Origin of the sequence: Klebsiella sp. K5-204, from assembly GCF_030128585.1 — a bacterium.
Lineage (GTDB): Bacteria > Pseudomonadota > Gammaproteobacteria > Enterobacterales > Enterobacteriaceae > Klebsiella > Klebsiella quasipneumoniae.
Genome location: NZ_JAKUZS010000008.1, coordinates 292767 through 313951, shown reverse-complemented (window position 1 = coordinate 313951; position 21185 = coordinate 292767). Strand labels below are relative to the sequence as shown.

Genomic DNA, 21185 nt, shown 5'->3' with positions numbered 1-21185 from the left:
GTAGGAAATGCTGAATTCTCTAGAGATATACCAGGCGTTGAATGAATTGGGTTATCGTCTTGAGTCTGGAAAATTCGAGCCAAGCTATGCTTCTGAGCATGCGCTCGGGAATGGAAAGTATCTGTATGTCAAACGCCGTCAGGACGGTGTGGTTAACAAGAGCCCATTGGTTCTTGCACCAGAAACCCTGGCCTTAAAAGCGGAAATCGATCGTATTTCGGGTATCCACTGCCTTTGGGAAAAAGTAAAAAGCACCAGCTACCGCCGTTATCCGAAAGATAACGGTACATCCCAATATGGTTTCGCGGCTGATGTTGAGTCAGTTGAAGCGTTACAGGCGCTGGTAACTTTGCTGGGAGGCCAACCAGCTATAACTCCCCAAACCGGACTAATAAGAGACAACGAAAATAAGGAACAATCATTAATGTATCCCTTAAACCAAATTCTCTACGGGCCCCCCGGCACAGGTAAAACCTACTCTACGACCGAAATGGCGGTAAAAATCGCCGATAATGCGTGGTACCAACAGGCTACGCGCGAACATCATAGCAATGACTTACGGGAGTTGGTAAAAGAACGCTATAAGTCGTTAGTAGAAAAGCAGCGCATTATGTTTACCACCTTCCACCAGAGCTTCTCCTATGAAGATTTTATCGAAGGGATCCGCGCGACCACTGATGAAACATCGGGTGCGCTTCGCTACGAAGTAGTGGATGGTATTTTTAAACAGCTGTGCCTGAATGCTGAAGTTAAAACACGTGGTAGTTCAAACCAATCATTGTCCTTGAATGGGCGACGGATTTGGAAAATGTCTCTCGGGAATACGCTTGACGGAGAAGATTATATTTTTGATGAATGCCTTGTGAATAATTATATTCTATTAGGTTGGGGTGATAATCTTGATTTTAGTGGCTGCACGACAGCTGCTGATATCCGACTGCGCATCGATGAAGCAAGTGATAGTCTGGTTGAGCGAAGTGAATACATGCTGACTGCGGTCAATATGTTTAAAAACATCATGCAAAATGGTGATATAGTTATTATTTCCGATGGCAACCATAAATTTAGAGCCATTGCCGAGATCGCTGGCGATTATCAATTTTTACCTAATGATGAACGCGTTGGCTATCATCAAATGCGTAAGGTCAACTGGCTACGAATCTATTCGCCGAGCTTACCGAAAGAACAGCTTTTTTTAAAAGCACTTTCACAGATGACATTATATGAGTTGAGGGATACCACAATTGACAGGGAAAAACTGTCTCAACTACTGGCTCCGGTTGAAACAACTGATAATCAAGCATTGCCGCACGTGCTCATCATCGATGAAATAAATCGCGGTAATATTGCCCGCATTTTTGGTGAATTAATTACTCTGCTGGAACCCGATAAGCGACAGGGTGCCGAAGATGCCCGCACTTTAGTATTACCTTATTCTAAACAGCTGTTTTCCGTGCCTAAAAATGTCTATGTGATTGGCACTATGAATACTGCTGATAAGTCGTTAATTCAGATGGATCTGGCGTTAAGACGCCGTTTTAGCTTTACAGAAATGCCTGCAAGACCGGAGTTGTTAGCAGGGATCACTGCGTATGGCGTTGATGCCGCACAGTTGCTAAGGCGTATTAATCAGCGTATCGAAGCGCTACTGGATAGTGAGCATATGATTGGTCATGCTTACTTTATGCCACTAAAGAAATTAGACAATAACGCCGACCGCGAAGCCTGCCTGGCCAGCATCTTCCATGACAAAATCATTCCCTTGCTGAGAGAGTATTTCTTTGATGATTATGAGCGTATCGGTTGGGTGCTTAATGACTCGGTAAAATCGAAAGAAAATCGTTTTATTCTGTTACAGCAGTCAGCACAACTACCATCACTTTCTGCACTATTCCCGAAAGATATCGCGGATAGTTTGTCTGACAGACGCTTTCGTATCAATCAACATGCTTTCGCGTCGGCCGAAGCTTATCAGGGTATTGTGGCATGATGATCCAAGTCCGGGAATATGCTCTGCTGACTTGTGATAACTCTCAACCAGCCAGTATGGATTTGGGAATAGTTTCTGAGGCAACCTTTTCCTGGCTTGAGCAATTGCAACACAAGTGGCGTGGTTCTTCGCAAATTCTCAGCCGGGAAGGGAAGCGGTTTTTGCGTTTGGGAAACTACGTCGGTTATCTACAATCCCCGAATGGCGAGTCAATTGAAATTCTGCCTAAAACTACACTTGAAGCTCCAGCTGAGGTAGTCCCTCTGCGTCAACTTTTACGCCGAATGCTAAGCGCCTCTTTAGGGATTACGCCTCGTGAGGCAAATCAGGCTGCATTGCAACGTAGCGATCAGCCTCTACATGAATGGATAATCAGTGAGTTTTTGCGGCATCTTGCTGATTTAGTACGCAAAGGACTTCGTTTCGATTATCACCTCAATGAGGATGAACATAGTACGTTCATCCGCGGTCAATTGAATGTCACTGCGCAAATGAGAATGCCTCCGGGCAGAGGCACTCGTTTTCATGTGCGCTATGCCGAGTTCTCCCCTCAGCGCATCGAGAACCGTCTGCTACGGACGGCTTTGGATTGGGCGCTTAAAATGGCCAGGCAAGGGCAGAGCTGGAGGCAGGCAAATTCTCTAAGCCATCAACTGGAAGACATATTGCCTATCTGTGGCAGTACAACACAACTAATGAGGCAATGGAGCGATGGTAAATATCTCTTCGGATATCGCGCTATAAAACCGTGGTGCCAGCTCATTCTTGAACAGATGAATCCAGATTTTCAATTTGGATCGCATCAGGGAATCTCTTTGTTATTTCCTATGGAGAAGTTATATGAGGGCTGGGTAGGATGCGGTCTGGCTGGGGCATTGCATCACGATCACCGGCTCATAGAACAAACCAAGAGCCAGTACTTGTTGGAGCATGTACCTGTTGGTGAAATGTCTTCTCAACGATGGTTCTTGCTTAAACCAGACTTTCTTATCACTGGCAGGCAGACGGTGGTTCTGGATGCTAAATGGAAACTTTTAGATAGCAGAGCTGATGATAGGCAGAGAAAGTATGAAATCAGCCAGCCTGACTTGTACCAAATGTTCGCCTATGGACAAAAGTATCTTCGCGGGAAAGGAAATATGATGCTCATTTATCCGCGTCATCAGTACTTTGCCACATCATTGCCGGTGTTCCGTTTCGATGAAGATTTGTCTCTATGGTGTGTACCCTTTGATCTTGAAACGGGTAAATTAGTGAAAGGTGAGTGGCAAACTTCTTTCCACTGTTTTCCCTGTGAAGAGGCAGTAACGGCTCATAGCGATTAACCAAATAATCGGTAATTTATTGAAAGCTTATAGCCAAGGAAGCAATCATTATGATTTATAGAGATTTTTACCATTTAATGTTGGAGTCTTTTTCCCAGCCAGTTGAGCTGTACACTGAGTCAAGAAAGGTACCTTTTACGCTGTACGTTGAAGAACAAAAGCTGTTTGTTCGAAATGGAAAAGATAATACCAGCCGTATTGGCCCCAAAGAAGTCGCAGCATTTGTTGAGCGGTTTGAAGAAAATGGAAGCATGTTAGCTAAAGACTACCAGGATGTGACTTTCAAAGCCTCCTATTTATTGGCTGCAATGAAATATATCACTTTAAAAAACGCGCTGAATCCTGGCAATAAATAGCCATCTTTACCGCTGGATGGTGATTTTTTAAAGCCTTCTCAATCATTCCCTCCACCACAGACCTATCTTTCCTCAACTCACCCATTTAAGTCACATACCGCCGCATTATTGTTAAGTAGCTCAGGGATGCGTTTTGACTCCAACCCAGGACGATGTTGTCTATTAGCGGAGGGCGGAGCATGGCTGGCGCAGTCGTTTCCGCACCCTGCGCGGCAGTCTCACTCCTAAAATGAAAGCTGAGCACAGCCGGCGTATCGCCAGTCGCGAGCTGGCCGACGAGTTCACCGGCCGGATTGCGGAGCTTGAGACCGACCTGACACGCGCCATGCTGAATGCCTGCTCCGGCGCTAATAAATACCTGTCAGCGCATGAAGATGCCTTTATCGCTTACGCCGGTACGCAATGGACTCAGGCTGTCAATGCGGTACCCGTCTCCCTCATTCGCGCTTTCCTGCTGCGCATTTATGCCATCGAAATGAAGGGTAAAAGCGCCCCGCAGTCCGTGGCCACCGTCGAGCTGCGCGATGCGCTGAGCCGTCAGGGCAGCCTGTATCACTTCGATATGACGCAGGAGCCGGTGTTGTCCGTGACGGGCATGTACCGGCCGCAGATTACCGGCGTGGATACGGAACTGTTACGCAGCCCGCTCAAGTTAACCATGCTCGCCAGAAAGCTGGCTGAAAACGGCGAGACAAAAGCGGAGATGTAAGCATGTTTCACTGTCCGTTCTGCAAAACCAGCGCGCATTCCTGCACCAGTCGGTATATGTCCGATAACGTCGAACAGCGCTATCACCAGTGCAGGACATCGAATGCTCGGCCACGTTCCACACGCTTGAATCCATCGACGGGGTTTTCGTTCACCGGCGACAGAGCCAGTCATCTCTGTACCCGCACCGGCAGCCACCGTTAACCGTGCCGGTGTGTAAGCACGGCCAGTCATCAGGAGAAACAAACGTGACCACACTGATGCTACAGAAAACCTTTGAGGCCTGTCAGACAAACAAATCCGCCTGGCTGCAACGCAGGGATGAACTGACGCAGGCCGAACAGGCATACCGCGAACAGCTTGTCCGTAGCGGCCACAGCGACCGGAGCCTGCAAACGCTGCGCGAGATTGTCGACGTGAAAAAGTGGAAAATTAATCAGGCTGCCGGGCGTTATATCCGCTCCTATGAGGAGTTGCATCCCATCAGCATTCGTAACCGTCTGAATGATTTTATGCAGGCGCACGGCGCGGAGCTGGCCGCCGCCCTTGCCCCTGAGCTGATGAATTATTCCGGGGAACACTCCGCCGTTCAGCGCTGCGCAATGCAGCACTCACTCGACTGTCTGCGCGATGCCCTGCTGGCCTGGCTGGCCGCCGGTGAAAAAATTAATTATTCAGCGCAGGATAATGACGCTTTAACGGCCATTGGATTTATGCCTCACGCGGCTTCGCGCGATGATAGCCGTGAAAAATTCACGCCCGCACAGAACCTGAATTACACCCGCCGCCGTGCAGAACTGGCCGTGCAGTAGTCCGCTTAAAAATCCCCGAAAATCCCTCCATTTTTACGTATAAAAGCCATGCATGCATAGATGCATGGTTTTGCATGCGTTTTAACGACACTGAATTCCCCGCCAGCGCCAGCACTGGCGCGCTCTGAGGCCGGTCATGCGCCTGCATTAAAAGCGCCCCCTTAAGCGGGCAGGCGTGGCGGGGAGAGCATTGCGCGCCAATATCAGAAGCATTATTAGAAATTGATGACCTTTCAATCATAAATGATGTAGCCTTATAACACTTGTAATACAATTACATTGAGTTGATTCGAAATTTAAACAACAAAATGATGAATCTTAAATTTTCATCATTAGAGATGATTAAATATTAAATTACAGGGTAATCATGAAAATTAAAAATGAGATCTCAGCAGCCACAATCCTTTCAATAATGATGTTCATTTCAGTTTATGCTTTCAAAAGTGGCGAAGCTATGTTTTTTGGCTATCCGTCATATTATATTTATTTAGATACAAATGAGGTCATTAACACCTTACTTAAACTATCAGTTGTAATAATAACGCTTATCACACTAACTCTATTTATACGCATCCCCTCCAAATTTTTTATTTTATTTGTTGCTGTAGCACTTATCACAAAATTCATAAGAATTGCTGTTTTAAGCCATCACCAGCCCTTAAATGTCATGGCTGTAATAAATCTTGGCACTAGTCATATTCTTTTTATATGCTTGTTATTCTTAATTCCAAAAGCTGTTAAGCAAGAAACTGTATATTACTCATTGAATGCTAAGCCATGTATGTTGGCAGTCCTAGCCTTCCTTAGCTTCTCCTATTTCTTCGGACTTAATTACCATAGTTTTTTCCCTGGTGGAATTTGGCAAACAGATGATGAAAAAGTTGTAGTTGGACGATACCAAGACAAATTCATCTTGAGACAATGCAACAATGGCAAGGCTTTATTCTATATAGATGAAATTAGTAAAAGTAAGTTTGAGAAATTTAAAATTGACACCCGTAGCGTTCTTCTTCTTAGATGTCAAACAGAACTCGATGAGATGAAAAAAACAGAGCCAATGGTAAACTGGTAATACTATAACCATCAATTCAATCAGAACATTAATATTGAGGAGTTAAAATGAAAAGAATAATATTCTACTCTTGGCAATCCGATTTACCGTCAAAATCGAATAGAAATATAATTGAGGGCGCTTTAAAAAAAGCTTTATCTGCGATAAAAAAAGATGCAAGTGAAACCGTTGAACCTGTGCTGGATCGAGATACTGCTGGAACCCCTGGCTCGCCATCAATAAGCGATACAATTTTTAAAAAAATATCGACATCAGATGTTTTTATAGCAGACGTTTCGATTATTAATGCTTCTGAAAGTAGCAAAAAAACTTCAAACCCAAATGTTTTAATTGAGCTAGGATTCGCTATTTCTCAATTAGGGTGGGATAGAATAATTCTTATACAAAACACATTTTTTGGTGGGCCAGAAGAATTACCTTTTGATTTACGCGGGCGCAGAGTTGTCACTTATAGTTACGATCCAGAAGATGATACCAAGTCTGAAGTAAGAGGTATATTACAAGGCAGACTTGAACATGCTTTAAAATATGCACTGAAAGACTCAAGCGTCGGTTCGTTACAAAGCGGTTCAAGTGCCCCTGTATGGTGGGGCGAATGGATTAATTACAATCATAATAGAAGCTATGGAGGACATTTATTCATAAGAGAAACATCCTCAGCTGGTTTTTTATTTGACATATCAGTTTATAGTGGTTCTCATTCTGGTAAAGTAACATCACAAGCTGTCTTTGTCTCAAGAGATATGGCGTATGCAAAAATACAAAACCAGAATGGTGAATATGGTGAAATCAGTTTCAGACGCAACATAGTTGATGGGAAAAAATTTCTATCTATAGATGAAACAGCTGATTGTTCAAGCCATAGAGGTATGGGCGTAATATTTAGTGGTGAATTCCAATGGTCCAGTGACAACCTTTTTGAACTTGGATTTTTAAACGAACTTGACTTACAAAGAATATACAATGTTTTAGGCTCATATTATTTTGATTTTAAAAAGAGAATGGAAGGTATCGGTGAAGGCGAAAATCTAGATACTTTTGAGGCCAAAGTTTTTTATGGCGGCGTTAGAGGAATGTATACCTATATGGAAGGGATAATAATGCTCTCTTCAGAAGGAGGGATATGGCTGGCATATTTAGATGACAATGATATTAAATATTTCACCAATGACATTAACTGGAAAACCAAAACACCTAGGACAATTGATAATTGGCGTAGTCGATTTCAACAGGTAGAAATAAAATACATATCAGATACAAGTACTTTACCACATGATGCCTTAGGCGAAACACTCAAAAATTTAGAAGATTAAATGACAGAAGAATAGAAATAAAAACAGTGAGTATATTAAGGCATCGTTTGACCATTGATGCTTCAATATACTCACATTAACTAAAAAAATAAACTCTTAATAGTTTACTCCCTTTTTTTTTAGCATAATCGTATGGACTCACTTCGCTCGATTTATTTGCATCAAGGTAATCTGACCACCATTGCACCATCATACGACGTTCATCCAAATGCTCAGATGTATGAATATAAGCTGCACGTACGTTATTTCGCTCTGAATGGCTCAATTGTCGCTCTATAGCATCATCGTTCCATCACCCTGACTCACCGAGCGCACCACGCGCCATCGTCCTAAATCCATGCCCGCAAGCCTCTGTTTTCGTGTCATATCCCATGGCACGCAACGCACTATTTACCGTGTTTTCACTCATGACCATAGTTGCAGCGTGATCCCCTGGAAAAAGCAGCTCCTTATCACCACTAATCTGCTTTAACTGGTCTAACAAAATCATCACCTGTCGGCTAAGCGGAACGATATGCTCCTCTTTCATTTTCATTCCACGATACGACTAACGTACGCATTTAATTTCCTCTCGTTTTGCAGGCACACGCCACAGCGATTTATCAAAATCAAATTCTTCCCATCGAGCAAAACGCAACTCACTTGAACGCACAAAAGTTAATAAGGAAATCTCAACCGCAATCCGTGTCATTATGCGGCCACGATATGCATCAAGACGAGCAAGAAACTCAGGGAACCGGCTGGAGGATAAAGCAGGGTAATGTCGCGCTTTGGTTGTCGATAACGCACCGGCCATATCACTGGCTGGATTTGAGTCGATGTAATCATTCTGTACGGCGTAACGCATTATGGCCGTGATGCGCTGTTGCAGGCGCTGAGCAACATCGTGTTTACCGCTGGCATCAACTTTTTTAATCGGAGCTAACAGGTGGCTGGTTTTGAGCTGGCGAATATCGGACGAACCGATATAAGAGAAGATATAAAGCTCAAGATAGCTAAGAATGCGCGATCGATGGTCTTCACTCCAGCGCTTGTTACTGGCATGCCATTCGCGAGCAATGGTTTCGAAAGTATATGCACCCGAATTCTCAGCCTGAGCTTCTTTCTGTTCGGCTTTTGGGTCAATGCCCTGTACTAACAGCTTTTTAGCTTCGTCGCGCTTGGCTCTTGCCTGAGCAAGCGTCACAGTAGGCCAAACACCAAAAGCAAGGCGATCTTCTTTTTTGTTTGAAGGGCGTCTGTATTTCATGCGCCAGTATTTAGAACCCTTGGCCGAAACCTCGAGATACACCCACCGCCATCGGCCATTTTGTAGTTTTTGTCTTTTGGTTTTGCGGTTTCGACCTGTCTGGCGTTGAGCTTTACTTGGGACACATTTCTAATCGAAGTTAAAATGCCCCCAATGACATCCGGATTTCAACGGACAACCTCGGACCACTCAGGACGTAAAAATCGCTGCAATCATTGATTTTTAAGGGATAATTAGACTTTCTCGGATAGTCTTGGAAGTACTAATGGTGCCGAAGGCCGGACTCGAACCGGCACGTATTTCTACGGTTGATTTTGAATCAACTGCGTCTACCGATTTCGCCACTTCGGCACTGAAGGGGATGCGGAAACGTTCTGGATTATACCTGTCGGCGGCGGTCATGCAAGCGACAGCGTGTCGCCATTGCGCTAAGTGTTGAAAAAAACAGCGCTATCCTGCGCGGCGTCACTTTTTACCGCCATTCCAGGGCACCAATGCCACCTACAAACCTCATCGCCCCCTCCCGCGACCCCAACCCCACCTGCCAGCCACTCCCCTTTCCCCCTTGATCTCCCAAACCCCACTCAAACTTATCTCAAATTTTTCTCACCTCACTCTCACTCGCATCCCCATCACAATTCATCTCTCCCCAAACAAATCCCCCTATCCACTCCCCAACTATTCCCCCAACCCCACCCGCCACCATTCCCATATATTCCAGAAAGTTTTAACCAATGCCTTTTTGTTATTCATCCGCCCCGCAGTAACATATTAATTTCATCAATATTTTTATAACTTTACATTAATGAAAAGTTTTCTTTTTGCCGTTTATTCCAGGATTTTCCTCAGGCGTGAAGGGTTCCGGTAAACACTATTTTTACTAGTCGCTGTACGAGTCTTGATGGACATATTCACTCGATGAATTAACTCAGGAGAATACTTGTGACGACGTTAAAACCCTTGCTGGCCCGCAACCGCAGCTGGGCGCTGCAGAAGTGTCAGCATGACCCGGACTATTTCGAAAAATGGGTCGACGGGCAGCGGCCCCACTCGCTGTGGATCGGCTGCTCAGACAGCCGCGTTCCCGCCGAGGTGCTCACCGGCAGCCAGCCCGGCGAGCTCTTTGTCCACCGCAATATCGCCAACATGCTCGATCCCGCCGACGACAACGTCATGAGCGTCCTGCAGTATGCCCTCCACTACCTTGAGGTGGAGCGGGTGGTGCTCTGCGGCCACTACGGCTGCGGCGGCGTGCAGGCGGCGCTCTCTCTGCCCACCCTGCCGCTGGCGCAGGAATCCTCGGCGCTGGCTCGCCGCATCGGCCAGTTGCGCCACACCCTGCATCACGAAATTGCGCAGATCGCCGATGGAAGTGGTGTTGCGGCCTCCTCCGGCGCCAGCGCCAGCGCCAGCACCGATGCGGAGCCCTCTCGCCACGCGCTGGACGCCCTGGTGGAAGCCAACGTTCGCGCCCAGTTCGCCCGTCTGCTGGAGAGTGAACCGGTGCAGACGGTGCTCGCCAGCGGGCGGCCGCTCAGCCTGCACGGCTGCGTCTACGATCTGGCTTCCGGCCATTTAACCACCCTCGTCGAACACCTCTCACCGCAGGAGCACGCCCCATGAACACACTTCGTCAGGACTCTCTCGCCGGCATCGTCGTCTTCCTTGTCGCCCTGCCGCTGTGCCTCGGCATCGCCCAGGCCAGCGGCTTACCGCCCTTCGTTGGCCTGCTGACCGGCATCATCGGCGGCCTGGTCGTCACCGCCCTCAGCCCCTCCCGCTTCGCCGTCAGCGGCCCCGCCGCCGGACTGGTCACCATCGTCGTCGCCGCCATTGAATCCCTGGGTTCCTTCTCCGTCTTCCTGATGGCGCTGGTGCTGGCCGGCGTGCTGCAGCTGCTGTTCGGCATTCTGCGGGCCGGGCGTTTTATCTCGCTGGTTCCCGCCAGCGTCATCAAAGGCATGCTGGCGGCGATCGGCATCCTGCTGATTATGCAGCAGATCCCCGTCGCGCTCGGCACGGCGGAAGAGACCGGGCTTGCCGATGTGGTTCAGGGCAATGCCGCTTTCTCCGTCACTGCGATTGCCGTCGCCGCGGGCGGCCTGCTGGTGCTCTGGCTCTGGGGCTCGCCGCTTATCCGCCGGGTGAAGAGCCTGCGCTGGATCCCCGGGCCGCTGATCGCCGTCCTGCTCGGCTGCGTGACCACCCTGCTGCTGACCCATTTTGCGCCGCAGCAGCTGGCCGCCCTGCCGCGTATTACCCTGCCGGCGTTCGGCAGCCTCGGCGACCTGCTGGGCGAGCTGGAGTCTCCGGCGTGGAGCGCGTGGCGCAATCCGTCGGTGTGGGTGGTGGCGGTGACCCTGGCGCTGGTCGCCAGCCTCGAAACCCTGCTCAGCCAGGAGGCGCTGAAAAAGCTGCGCCCGCAAAATCCGCCCCCTTCGCCGAACCGCGAAATGGTCGCCCAGGGCGTCGGCAACCTGCTCTCCGGCGTGCTGGGGGCGATGCCGATCACCGCGGTGATCGTCCGCAGCTCGGTGAACGTCAGCAACGGCGCGCAGAGCAAACTGTCGATCTTTATCCACGGCGTGCTGCTGTTGATCTGCGGCCTGTGGTTTAGCGGCCTGCTGACCCTGATCCCGCTCGCCAGCCTCGCCGCCGTGCTGCTCTATACCGGCTATAAGCTGGCGACGCCGCGGCTGTTCATCGAGCAGTTCCGCCAGGGGGCGGCGCAGTACGTCCCCTTCCTCGCCACCATCGGCGGGATTATCGCCTTCGGCATGCTGGCGGGGATCGGGATTGGTCTTGCCACCCAGATGGCGTTCAGCCTCTGGCGCAGCCATCGCCACTCGCTGCAGCTGGCGCGCTACGATGACCACTACGTGCTGCGCATCCAGCAGAATCTGACCTTTATGCACAATCCGCATCTGCTGGCCCTGCTGGCGAAAATTCCGGAAAAGAGCGTGGTGATCGTCGAGCACGACAGCGTCGGCTATCTCGACCCGGACGTGCAGGCGGTGCTGGATGATTTTGCCGAGAACGCCCCGCAGCGCGGCATCCGCCTTAATCAGTGGCCGCTGGCCAGCCGCTGACCTTAACGGGCGGCTGGTCCGCCCGCTTCGCTACCCCTCCGATTGCCAAGCGCCGTGGAATGCCATGCTCTACACTTTCTGGGTTATCACGCCAACCCCAAGGAAATAAACATGAGCATCATTAAAAGCTACGCCGCCAAAGAAGCGGGCGCCGATCTGTCGCTGTGGGAATACGATGCCGGCGAGCTGCAGCCGGAAGATGTCGAAGTTGAGGTGGAATACTGCGGGATCTGCCATTCGGATCTGTCGATGATCGACAACGAATGGGGGATGTCGAGCTACCCGCTGGTGGCCGGTCACGAGGTGATTGGCCGGGTGGCGGCGCTGGGCAGCGCGGCGCAGGATAAGGGGCTGAAGATTGGCCAGAAAGTCGGCATCGGCTGGACGGCGCGCAGCTGCGGCCATTGCGACGCCTGCATCAGCGGCAACCAGATCAACTGCCTGGAAGGCTCGGTGCCGACCATTCTCAACCGCGGCGGCTTCGCCAATAAGCTGCGCGCCGACTGGCAGTGGGTGATCCCCCTGCCGGAGAGCATCGATCTGGCGTCCGCCGGCCCGATGCTGTGCGGCGGCATCACCGTCTTTAAACCGCTGCTGAACCACCACGTCACCGCCACCAGCCGCGTCGGGGTGATCGGCATCGGCGGTCTCGGCCATATCGCCATTAAGCTGCTGCGGGCGATGGGCGCGGAAGTGACCGCCTTCAGCTCCAACCCGGCCAAAGAGCAGGAAGTGCGGGCGATGGGCGCCGATCGCGTGGTCAACAGCCGCGATCCTGAAGCCTTAAAAGCGCTGGCCGGCCAGTTCGACCTGATTATCAACACCGTCGCCGTCGACCTCGACTGGCAGCCGTACTTTGAAGCGCTGGCGTACGGCGGCAACTTCCACACCGTCGGCGCGGTAATGAAGCCGTTCCCGGTGCCGGCCTTTACCCTTATCGGCGGCGACCGCAGCATCTCCGGCTCGGCGACCGGTAACCCGTCCGAACTGCGCACGCTGATGAAGTTCGCCGGGCGCAGCAAGGTGGCCCCAACCACCGAGCTGTTCCCGATGTCGCAGATTAACGAAGCGCTGAAGCACGTTCGCGAAGGCAAAGCCCGCTACCGCGCGGTGCTGAAAGCCGACTTCTGATGGTTCTCTCCCGCCGGGCGGCCCACTCGCCCGGCGTTTTCCCCGTCGCTTCATCAAACCGTCATCTCCCCGCCATGCCTCTGTAGTCATTGCTTCCCACAATCCGGGCTTCGATAAATGGCTGAACGAGATGCGCGTCACCATGAGAAAGACCTGGCTTCCCTGGCTGATCCTGTCGCCTTCCCTGCTGTTTTTACTGCTGTTTACCTGGTTCCCGCTGGGGCGTTCGGTGTATGACAGCCTGTTTGATACCCGCATGGCCAGCGACGGCGCGCAGTACGTCGGGCTGGATAATTTCGCCCGCCTGTTTGCCGATAACGTCTTCTGGCAGTCGCTGGGCAATAACCTGCTCTATATCCTGCTGACGGTGGTGCCCGGGGTGACCCTCGCCCTGCTGCTGGCAGTCGCCCTGAGCGAGAACCATCGCGTCAACCGCTGGCTGCGCACCGCCTTCTTCTTCCCGATGATCATCCCGATGGTCAGCGCCGCCGCGCTGTGGCTGTTTATCTTTATGCCCGGCCTCGGCCTGCTCGACCACTATCTGGCGAAGCTGTTCGGGCCGATGAACAACAACTGGCTGGGGCGCAGCAACAGCGCGCTGCTGGCCCTGGCGCTGATCGGCGTGTGGAAGTTCGCCGGCTACTACATGCTGTTTTTCCTCGCCGGGCTGCAGAGCATTCCGGCCTCGACGCGGGAAGCGGCGCTGATGGAAGGGGCTACCCGCACGCAGGTCTTTTTTAAGGTCACGCTACCGCTGCTGCGCCCGACGCTGAGCTTTGTGATCACCACCGCGCTGATCTACTCCATCACCCAGATCGACCACGTGGCGGTGATGACCCGCGGCGGGCCGGACAACGCCACCACCGTGCTGCTCTATTACATCCAGAACCTCGCCTGGGATACCCACGACCTTGGCAAAGCCTCCGCCGCCACCTTCCTGACCCTGGCCGGGCTGTTCGCCTTCTCGCTGATTAACCTGAAACTGCTGGAGAAAGGAGCCCACTATGAGCGCTGACATCTCGCCGCTGCTGGTCCGCACGCCCGCCGCCGCCCATCAGCTGTGGCTGCGCCTGCGCCGCTCGTCGCCCTTTACGCTGACGGTATTAATGTGCTGCCTGGCGCTGCTGTGGGTCAGCCCGTTTATCTGGATGCTGGCCACCTCGTTCAGCGCCACCACCTTCGGGGAAGATATGGCCTCGCTGCTGCCGCGCCTGCCGCTGACCCTCGATAACTTCCGCGACGCCTGGAACAGCGCCGACTGGCTGAGCCTGTACGCCAACACCCTTATCTTCACCTTCGGCACCTTCTTCGTGCAGCTGTTGACCATCACCACCGCCGGGTACGTCTTCGCCTGCCACGAGTTTCGCGGCAAGCAGACGCTGTTTCTCCTGTTCCTCGTCCAACTGATGATCATGCCGGTAGTGATGATGGTGCCGAACATGCTGACCCTGAAAACCTTCGGCCTGCTCAACACCCTCACCGGGGTGATGATGCCCTACTTCACCTCGGCGTTCGGCGTGTTCCTGATGCGTCAGGCGTTCCTCGCCATTCCGAAAGAGCTGGAGGAGGCGGCGCTGATGGAGGGCTGCCGCTGGTGGCAGGTGCTGTTCCGCGTGCTGCTGCCGATGTCCTGGCCGTCGGTGCTGGCCTTCGCCACCGTCAGCATTACCTACCACTGGAACGAATACCTGTGGCCGCTGATGATGCTCAACGATCCCGATAAGCAGGTGCTGACCGTCGGGCTGGTCTCCTTCGCCATGGGCGCCGAATCCGGCGGCCAGTGGGGCACCATCGGCGCCGGAACGCTGATGGTCTGCCTGCCGCTGATGCTGGCGTTCATCCTTTTTCAGAAACAGTTCCTGCGGAGCTTCGGCTTTTCCGGGATCAAATAAGGAGTGATTCATGCTGTTAGCGCACATTTCCGATACCCATTTCCGCAGCCGCGGCGAAAAGCTGTACGGCTTTATCGACGTCAATGCCGCCAACGCCGACGTGGTCTCCCAGCTTAACGCGCTGCGCGAGCGCCCGGACGCGGTGGTGGTGAGCGGGGATATCGTCAACTGCGGCCGCCCGGCGGAGTATCAGGTGGCCCGCCAGATCCTCGGCAGCCTGAACTATCCGCTGTATCTGATCCCCGGCAACCACGACGACAAAGCCCATTTTCTGGAGCATCTCCACCCGCTGTGCCCGCAGCTGGGCAACGATGCGCAAAATATGCGCTATGCGGTGGATGACTTCGCCACCCGCCTGCTGTTTATCGATTCCAGCCGCGCCGGCACCTCGAAGGGCTGGCTGACCGACGAGACCATCGGCTGGCTGGAAGCCCAGCTGTTCGAGGGCGGCGACAAACCGGCAACGGTGTTTATGCACCACCCGCCGCTGCCGCTGGGCAATGCGCAGATGGACCCGATCGCCTGCGAAAACGGCCACCGTCTGCTGGCGCTGGTGGAGCGTTTCCCGTCGCTGACGCGCATCTTCTGCGGCCACAACCACAGCCTGACCATGACCCAGTATCGCCAGGCGCTGATCTCCACTATCCCCGGCACCGTCCATCAGGTGCCGTACTGCCACGAAGACACCCGGCCCTATTACGACCTTTCTCCGGCCTCGTGCCTGATGCACCGCCAGGTCGGCGAGCAGTGGGTCAGCTACCAGCACTCGCTGGCCCACTACGCCGGGCCGTGGCTGTACGACGAAAACATCAGTTGCCCAACGGAAGAGCGCTAACCGCCATGCTCAGTCTGCAAAACATCAGTAAACGTTTCGACGGCAAGCCGGCGCTCAGCGCCCTGTCGCTGGATATTCACGAAGGCGAATTCGTGGTGCTGGTCGGCCCGTCGGGCTGCGGGAAAAGCACCCTGCTGCGCCTGCTCGCCGGCCTGGAGCCGGTCAGCGAAGGCCAAATCTGGCTGCATGATGAGAACATCACCGCCACCACGCCGCGCGAGCGCAACTTCGCGATGATCTTCCAGAACTATGCCCTGTTTCCGCATCTGTCGGTGCGCGACAACATCACCTTCGGCATGAAGGTGCGCAAGGAAGAGAAAAGCAGCTGGCAGCCGCGGGTGGACAACGTGGCGCAGATGCTGCAGCTGGAGGCGCTGCTCGACCGCAAACCGGCGAAGCTCTCCGGCGGCCAGCGCCAGCGGGTGGCGATGGCCCGGGCGATCGTGCGTAATCCGCGGCTGTTCCTGATGGACGAGCCGCTCTCCAACCTCGACGCCCGTCTGCGCAGCGAAGTGCGCGACAGCATTATGGCGCTCCATCAGCAGCTGAAAACCAGCACCATCTATGTGACCCACGACCAGACCGAGGCGATGTCGATGGCCGACCGCATCGTGGTGATGAACGGCGGCCACGTGCAGCAGGTCGGGCGCCCGGAGTATCTCTACGCCAACCCGGCCAACCTGTTCGTCGCCGGATTTATCTGTTCGCCGGCGATGAACCTGCTGTCGCTGCCCTGCGCCAACGGTGAAGTAGTGTTGGGAGAACAGCGCCATCCGCTGCCGCCGCGCCACCGGGATCAGACCCGCGTCTGGCTGGGCATTCGCCCGGAACATATTACCGACCGCGTGGAGGAGGGCCATCTGCGCCTGCCGGCCACCGTTCTGCAACGAGAACTGATGGGGGCCGACTACCTGCTCCACGTCAGCACCCCGATCGGCACCCTGCGCTTTAGCCGCCGCCACCGCGGCACGGTGCCGGAGAAAGGCGAGTCGCTACCGATCGGCTTTTCGCCTGCCGATGTGCATCTTTTTCATGCTGAGACCCAGCATAATTTACTGATGGAGTGTAATCATGTTTAAACCCCTCACGCTAGTCGCGGTGGGCCTCAGCCTCGCCCTGAGCGGCGCGGCGCTGGCGAAAGAGAAAATAGACTTCATGTTCCCGGCGCCGGTGGACGGCAAGCTGACCATGGAGATGACCCGCGTCATTAAGCAATTCAACGACTCCCAGCAGGATGTGGAAGTGCGCGGCATCTTCACCGGCAACTACGACACCACCAAGATCAAAGCCGAATCGGCGCAGAAGGCCGGCCAGCCGCCGGCGCTGGTGATCATGTCCGCCAACTTCACCACCGATCTGGCGCTGAAGGATGAGATCCTGCCGATGGATGAGTTGTTTAAATATGGCGATCAACAGGCCGGCGATTTTCTGCAAAAAGAATTCTGGCCCGCGATGCATAAGAACGCCCAGGTGATGGGCACCACTTATGCGATCCCGTTCCATAACTCGACGCCGATCCTCTACTACAACAAAACGATGTTCGATCGGGCCGGGATCAAACAGCCGCCGCAGACCTGGGCCGAGCTGCTGGCCGATGCCAAAAAGCTGACCGACGAGAGCACCGGCCAGTGGGGGATCATGCTGCCGTCGACCAACGACGACTACGGCGGCTGGATCTTCTCGGCGCTGGTGCGCGCCAACGGCGGAAAATACTTTAACGAAGATTATCCGGGCGAAGTGTATTACAACTCGCCGACCGCCATCGGCGCCCTGCGCTTCTGGCAGGATCTGATCTACAAGGACAAGGTGATGCCGTCCGGGGTGCTGAACTCGAAGCAGATCAGCGCTGCGTTCTTCTCCGGCAAGCTCGGGATGGCGATGCTCAGCACCGGCGCGCTGGGCTTCATGCGCGAGAACAGCAAAGACTTTGAGCTTGGGGTAGCGATGTTGCCGGCCAAAGAGCAGCGTGCGGTGCCGATCGGCGGCGCCAGCCTGGTGAGCTTTAAAGGCATCAACGAGGCGCAGAAGAAAGCGGCGTATCAGTTCCTGACCTATCTGGTGAGCCCCGACGTGAACGGCGCGTGGAGCCGCTTTACCGGCTACTTCTCGCCGCGCAAGGCGTCATACGATACGCCGGAGATGAAGGCCTATCTGCAGCAGGATCCGCGGGCGGCGATCGCGCTTGAGCAGCTGAAGTACGCCCATCCGTGGTACTCCACCTGGGAGACCGTGGCGGTGCGTAAGGCGATGGAGAACCAGCTGGCGGCGGTGGTTAACGATGCCAAAGTGACGCCGGAAGCGGCGGTTCAGGCGGCGCAGAAGGAAGCCGACGCGCTGATGAAACCGTATGTGGATAAGACCGCGCTGGCGGAAGTGAAGTGACGCATTACCCGTCATCGCCACCCTGACCCTGGCCCTCTCTCTGAGGGAAAGGGAACTGTCCGGCGCCGGGGTTAAGATCCAGTCAGGCGGTTTGCAAGCGGGAACAGGGATTGAGAAAGGAAAAAAGCAGGCCATACCCGGTATGGCCTGAAAATGTCACAACGATTAGATCCCTGCCGTTTCGCGGATATATTTGCGCGCTTTTACGGCGTATTCGAAAGGATTGGCCAGAGCAGGATCCTGCTCGGCTTCCACCACCATCCAGCCTTTATAGCCAAAGTCGTCCAGCAGCTTGAACACCGGACGGAAATCGATCACCCCGTCGCCCGGGACGGTGAAGGTGCCTTTTTTCACGCCGTCGAGGAACGACAGGCCATCGCGGCGCACCTGGTCGATCACCGGCGGACGGACGTCCTTCAGGTGGACGTGGTTGATGCGCGGCAGATACTTTTTGAGGATCGCCAGCATCGGCGCTTCGCCGCCTTCGGAGTACCAGGCGTGGCCGGTGTCGAACAGCAGGAAGACGCGCTCGTCCACCAGCGACATAAACTTGTCGATTTCCGCAGTGGTCTGGATGCCGGTGCCCATGTGGTGGTGCAGACAGACCTGCATCCCCTTCTCCGCCGCCAGGCGACCAAGGGTGTTGTAGCCTTCTGCCACCCGCTGCCACTCTTCGTCGCTGAAGCACGGCTTCGCATCGCCGAGGATCGGTTTATCCAGCCCCTGGATGCTGCCGCTCTGCTCGGAGCAGCCAATCACTCTCGCGCCCATCGCATGGAGGAAGTTCATGTGATTGACGAATTCATCAATGGTTTTTTCCCGCTGGCCGTTAGCGAAAAAGGTGCTGAACCAGGCGTTGCAGATCTGAATGCCGCGGATGTCCAGCATCGGCTTGAGAACCGCCGGATCGCGCGGATATTTGCTGCCGACTTCGCTGCCGGTAAAGCCGGCCAGCGCCATTTCGCTGACGATCTGCTGGAAAGTGTTTTCGCTGCCGAGCTCCGGCATATCATCGTTAGTCCAGCCGATCGGGGCGATTGCCAGTTTGACGTTATCTTTGTTCATAGTAGGGCTCCTGCCGCTGCGCCTTAGCGGCGCAGCAATTCACGTTCAATAAGTTCACGGGTTTCCACTGCCTGGTATTTCATTTTTTCCGGGTAGCCAAACAGCGAGGTGGCGACAATCGGCTCCCCGCCGACCTTGAAGGTCTGCTCGGCGAATTTCATTTCGCGCAGGGTGCGGAACAGCGCGTCGAAATCCACATCCCCTTCCCCGACGCCTACGTGCTGGTGCACCACGGCATCCACGCCCGGCGGGTTAACGATATAGCGGCAATGTTTCGTATGATTGCGGGTATCCGCAATCAGGACATGGGAGAGATCGCTCCCGGCATAGCGCAGCATGCTCGCCACGTCGCCGACGCCTTTGTCGTAGAAAAAGGTGTGCGGCACGCTGTAGACGTACTTCACGTTATCGCTGCGGAACGACTTCACGATATCGACGGTTTCATTGTTCTCTTCGCAGAAATCCCAGGGATGCGCCTGGATCTCCACGCGGATGCCTTCCCGCTCAAAAATCGGCAACAGCTCTTCCATCGAGCGATAGAACATTTCATCGCAGATCTCAGGCTGATTCGGATCGCCGGAAAACTCGGTGTTGATCACCTGAACGCCCATCTCCACCGCAATTTCCACCAGCCGTTTCCAGTTTTTCACCGCCGCCTGGCGGCGCAGTTCGTCCGGGCCGGACCAGCGGTAGACGCAGATAAACGACGACAGCTCAAGGCCGGTATCGCGCAGCGCCTGCTTGTACTCGGCCATGATCTCCCGGCTGGCGCGCGGGTGCTTGTAGAACGGGTTTATCTGCGGGTGCGGCGACTGTTCAATGTACTTGTAGCCCCACTCCGCTACCTGATGGACCATGCGGGTGATCCCGAGGTCCTTAATCACATCCACATCAAAGGCAATTTTCATCGTCGTTACCTGTGCAAAGAAGTTCCGTCGGCAAAGCGTGCTTAACGTTTGTAGAATGCCGGGCACTCAGGCAGCGTCACCTCAACCGGCTCGCTGGTTCCCTGCGCTTTAATGCAGGCGTCCGCCGCTACCGACGCCGCATAGCCGTCCCAGGCCGACGGGCCGTGCAGCTGACCGGCTTTGACGTCGTTGATAAAGGCCTGCAGTTCGACGTCGTAGGCTTTGATAAAGCGGTCTTTCCAGTCGGTGAGAATGGCGGTCGACAGGCTGGCGGATTTACGCATCTGGACGGCAGACGGCTCCGGCAGACGGGCAATCCCGGTTTCGCCGACCACTTCGCACTGGATGTCATACCCGTACTGGCAGTTCACGAACACCTCGACGTCGATCAGGGTGCCTTTTTTGGTTTCAAAGGAGACGATCTGCGGATCTTTCAGGCGCGCATGGGTGTGCGAGGTGGAGCGCGGGAAGCGCACCTGCACGGAACGGTAGTCATCGTTCAGCAGCCAGCGCAGCACGTCCAGCTCGTGGATCAGGGTGTTGGTGATCGCCATATCGGTGGTGTAGTTCTCGCCAACCGACTGGTTGCGGTGGGCGCAGCGCAGCATCAGCGGCGCGCCGATATCGCCATCGTCGATCACTTTTTTCAGCGCCAGATAGCCTTCGTCGTATGGGCGCATAAAGCCAACCTGCACCAGGCGACGGCCGGCCTTCATTTCAGCATCGACGATACGGCGGCAGCCTTCCGCAGACATCGCCAGCGGTTTTTCGCAGAACACCGGCTTACCGGCGGCGATGGCGGCCAGGGTGTACTCTTCGTGGGTCGGGTCCCAGGAGGTGACCAGGATGGCATCGACATCGCTGGCGTTAATCACGTCGTGGCCGTCGGCGTAGACTTCCGCCTGCACGCCCGGCAGCGCAACCGCCGCACGGGCGTTGTCGGCATTGATATCAGACACCGCCACAACGGTGGCGCCCTGCAGAACCTGGGTGCAGCGACGGATGTGTTCTTTACCGATAGCGCCAGCGCCGATGACACCTAATTTGAGCGACATAAT

At 54.1% G+C, this 21185-nt stretch carries 18 protein-coding genes, 1 tRNA gene and 2 pseudogenes; 16 read left to right on the top strand and 5 right to left on the bottom strand.

The features are described 5' to 3' along the window. The first annotated feature begins 7 nt into the window (after positions 1–7). From MKR05_RS21750 to MKR05_RS21715, 8 genes and pseudogenes are all read left to right on the top strand, one after another. Positions 8–1990 carry an AAA family ATPase gene (locus MKR05_RS21750; protein ID WP_284118698.1) on the top strand — a complete coding sequence of 661 codons (1983 nt, stop codon included), beginning with the start codon at positions 8–10 and terminating at the stop codon, positions 1988–1990. Then, positions 1987–3315 (top strand): McrC family protein, encoded by a 1329-nt coding sequence (locus MKR05_RS21745; RefSeq protein WP_060592089.1) that lies wholly within the window; start codon positions 1987–1989, stop codon positions 3313–3315. The genes MKR05_RS21750 and MKR05_RS21745 overlap by 4 nt, the downstream gene beginning before the upstream one ends. Before the next feature lie 50 nt (positions 3316–3365). Next, on the top strand, positions 3366–3671 hold the full coding sequence (locus MKR05_RS21740; RefSeq protein ID WP_238875421.1) for a hypothetical protein: 306 nt from the start codon (positions 3366–3368) through the stop codon (positions 3669–3671). A 172-nt stretch (positions 3672–3843) separates the two neighbouring features. Next, a pseudogene (locus MKR05_RS21735) lies at positions 3844–4380 on the top strand (capsid protein); the annotation flags it as partial. Between the two features lie 2 nt (positions 4381–4382). Continuing rightward, positions 4383–4583, top strand: a complete 201-nt coding sequence (locus MKR05_RS21730; RefSeq protein WP_395035643.1) for an ogr/Delta-like zinc finger family protein — start codon at positions 4383–4385, stop codon at positions 4581–4583. Between the two features lie 44 nt (positions 4584–4627). Continuing rightward, complete coding sequence (locus tag MKR05_RS21725) at positions 4628–5191, top strand: phage polarity suppression protein (protein WP_238875428.1); 564 nt, start codon at positions 4628–4630, stop codon at positions 5189–5191. A 367-nt stretch (positions 5192–5558) separates the two neighbouring features. Then, a complete protein-coding gene (locus MKR05_RS21720; protein ID WP_248569225.1) occupies positions 5559–6263 on the top strand; it encodes a hypothetical protein in 705 nt (234 codons plus the stop codon). A gap of 47 nt (positions 6264–6310) precedes the next feature. Continuing rightward, positions 6311–7576, top strand: a complete 1266-nt coding sequence (locus MKR05_RS21715; RefSeq protein WP_248569224.1) for a nucleotide-binding protein — start codon at positions 6311–6313, stop codon at positions 7574–7576. 76 nt (positions 7577–7652) lie between these two features. Here MKR05_RS21715 and MKR05_RS21710 read toward each other — a convergent pair. Both MKR05_RS21710 and MKR05_RS21705 read right to left on the bottom strand, forming a co-directional pair. Beyond that, positions 7653–8884: pseudogene (locus MKR05_RS21710) on the bottom strand (tyrosine-type recombinase/integrase). Between the two features lie 207 nt (positions 8885–9091). Beyond that, a tRNA-Leu gene (locus MKR05_RS21705) sits at positions 9092–9176 on the bottom strand. A gap of 591 nt (positions 9177–9767) precedes the next feature. Here MKR05_RS21705 and MKR05_RS21700 point away from each other — a divergent pair. The 8 genes from MKR05_RS21700 to MKR05_RS21665 all read left to right on the top strand — a co-directional run bounded on the left by MKR05_RS21700 (position 9768) and on the right by MKR05_RS21665 (position 18154). Beyond that, positions 9768–10448: a carbonic anhydrase gene (locus MKR05_RS21700; RefSeq protein WP_072422304.1), complete on the top strand. Its 681-nt coding sequence runs from the start codon at positions 9768–9770 to the stop codon at positions 10446–10448. Then, positions 10445–11914, top strand: a complete 1470-nt coding sequence (locus MKR05_RS21695) for a SulP family inorganic anion transporter (RefSeq protein WP_044525228.1) — start codon at positions 10445–10447, stop codon at positions 11912–11914. The genes MKR05_RS21700 and MKR05_RS21695 overlap by 4 nt, the downstream gene beginning before the upstream one ends. 111 nt (positions 11915–12025) lie before the next feature. Next, complete coding sequence (locus MKR05_RS21690; RefSeq protein WP_284118701.1) at positions 12026–13045, top strand: NAD(P)-dependent alcohol dehydrogenase; 1020 nt, start codon at positions 12026–12028, stop codon at positions 13043–13045. 130 nt (positions 13046–13175) lie between these two features. Further along, complete coding sequence (locus tag MKR05_RS21685; RefSeq protein ID WP_004146807.1) at positions 13176–14060, top strand: carbohydrate ABC transporter permease; 885 nt, start codon at positions 13176–13178, stop codon at positions 14058–14060. After that, entirely contained in the window at positions 14050–14937 is an 888-nt protein-coding gene (locus MKR05_RS21680; protein WP_248569223.1) for a carbohydrate ABC transporter permease, read from the top strand. Before MKR05_RS21685 ends, MKR05_RS21680 begins: the two co-directional genes overlap by 11 nt. Before the next feature lie 10 nt (positions 14938–14947). Continuing rightward, positions 14948–15772: a phosphodiesterase gene (locus MKR05_RS21675; protein WP_023291782.1), complete on the top strand. Its 825-nt coding sequence runs from the start codon at positions 14948–14950 to the stop codon at positions 15770–15772. A gap of 5 nt (positions 15773–15777) precedes the next feature. Beyond that, positions 15778–16851 (top strand): ABC transporter ATP-binding protein, encoded by a 1074-nt coding sequence (locus MKR05_RS21670; RefSeq protein ID WP_284118703.1) that lies wholly within the window; start codon positions 15778–15780, stop codon positions 16849–16851. Next, positions 16844–18154 (top strand): ABC transporter substrate-binding protein, encoded by a 1311-nt coding sequence (locus MKR05_RS21665; protein ID WP_117134068.1) that lies wholly within the window; start codon positions 16844–16846, stop codon positions 18152–18154. The genes MKR05_RS21670 and MKR05_RS21665 overlap by 8 nt, the downstream gene beginning before the upstream one ends. Positions 18155–18319: 165 nt before the next feature. Here MKR05_RS21665 and iolE read toward each other — a convergent pair whose 3' ends face one another. Genes iolE through MKR05_RS21650 form a run of 3 tightly spaced genes read right to left on the bottom strand, consistent with a single transcriptional unit; the run spans position 18320 to position 21182 of the window. Beyond that, on the bottom strand, positions 18320–19219 hold the full coding sequence (gene iolE / locus MKR05_RS21660) for a myo-inosose-2 dehydratase (RefSeq protein WP_032454673.1): 900 nt from the start codon (positions 19217–19219) through the stop codon (positions 18320–18322). A 23-nt stretch (positions 19220–19242) separates the two neighbouring features. Beyond that, positions 19243–20127 carry a sugar phosphate isomerase/epimerase family protein gene (locus tag MKR05_RS21655; RefSeq protein ID WP_004152193.1) on the bottom strand — a complete coding sequence of 295 codons (885 nt, stop codon included), beginning with the start codon at positions 20125–20127 and terminating at the stop codon, positions 19243–19245. Between the two features lie 41 nt (positions 20128–20168). Further along, a complete protein-coding gene (locus MKR05_RS21650) occupies positions 20169–21182 on the bottom strand; it encodes a Gfo/Idh/MocA family protein (protein ID WP_004152192.1) in 1014 nt (337 codons plus the stop codon). Between the last annotated feature and the right edge of the window lie 3 nt (positions 21183–21185).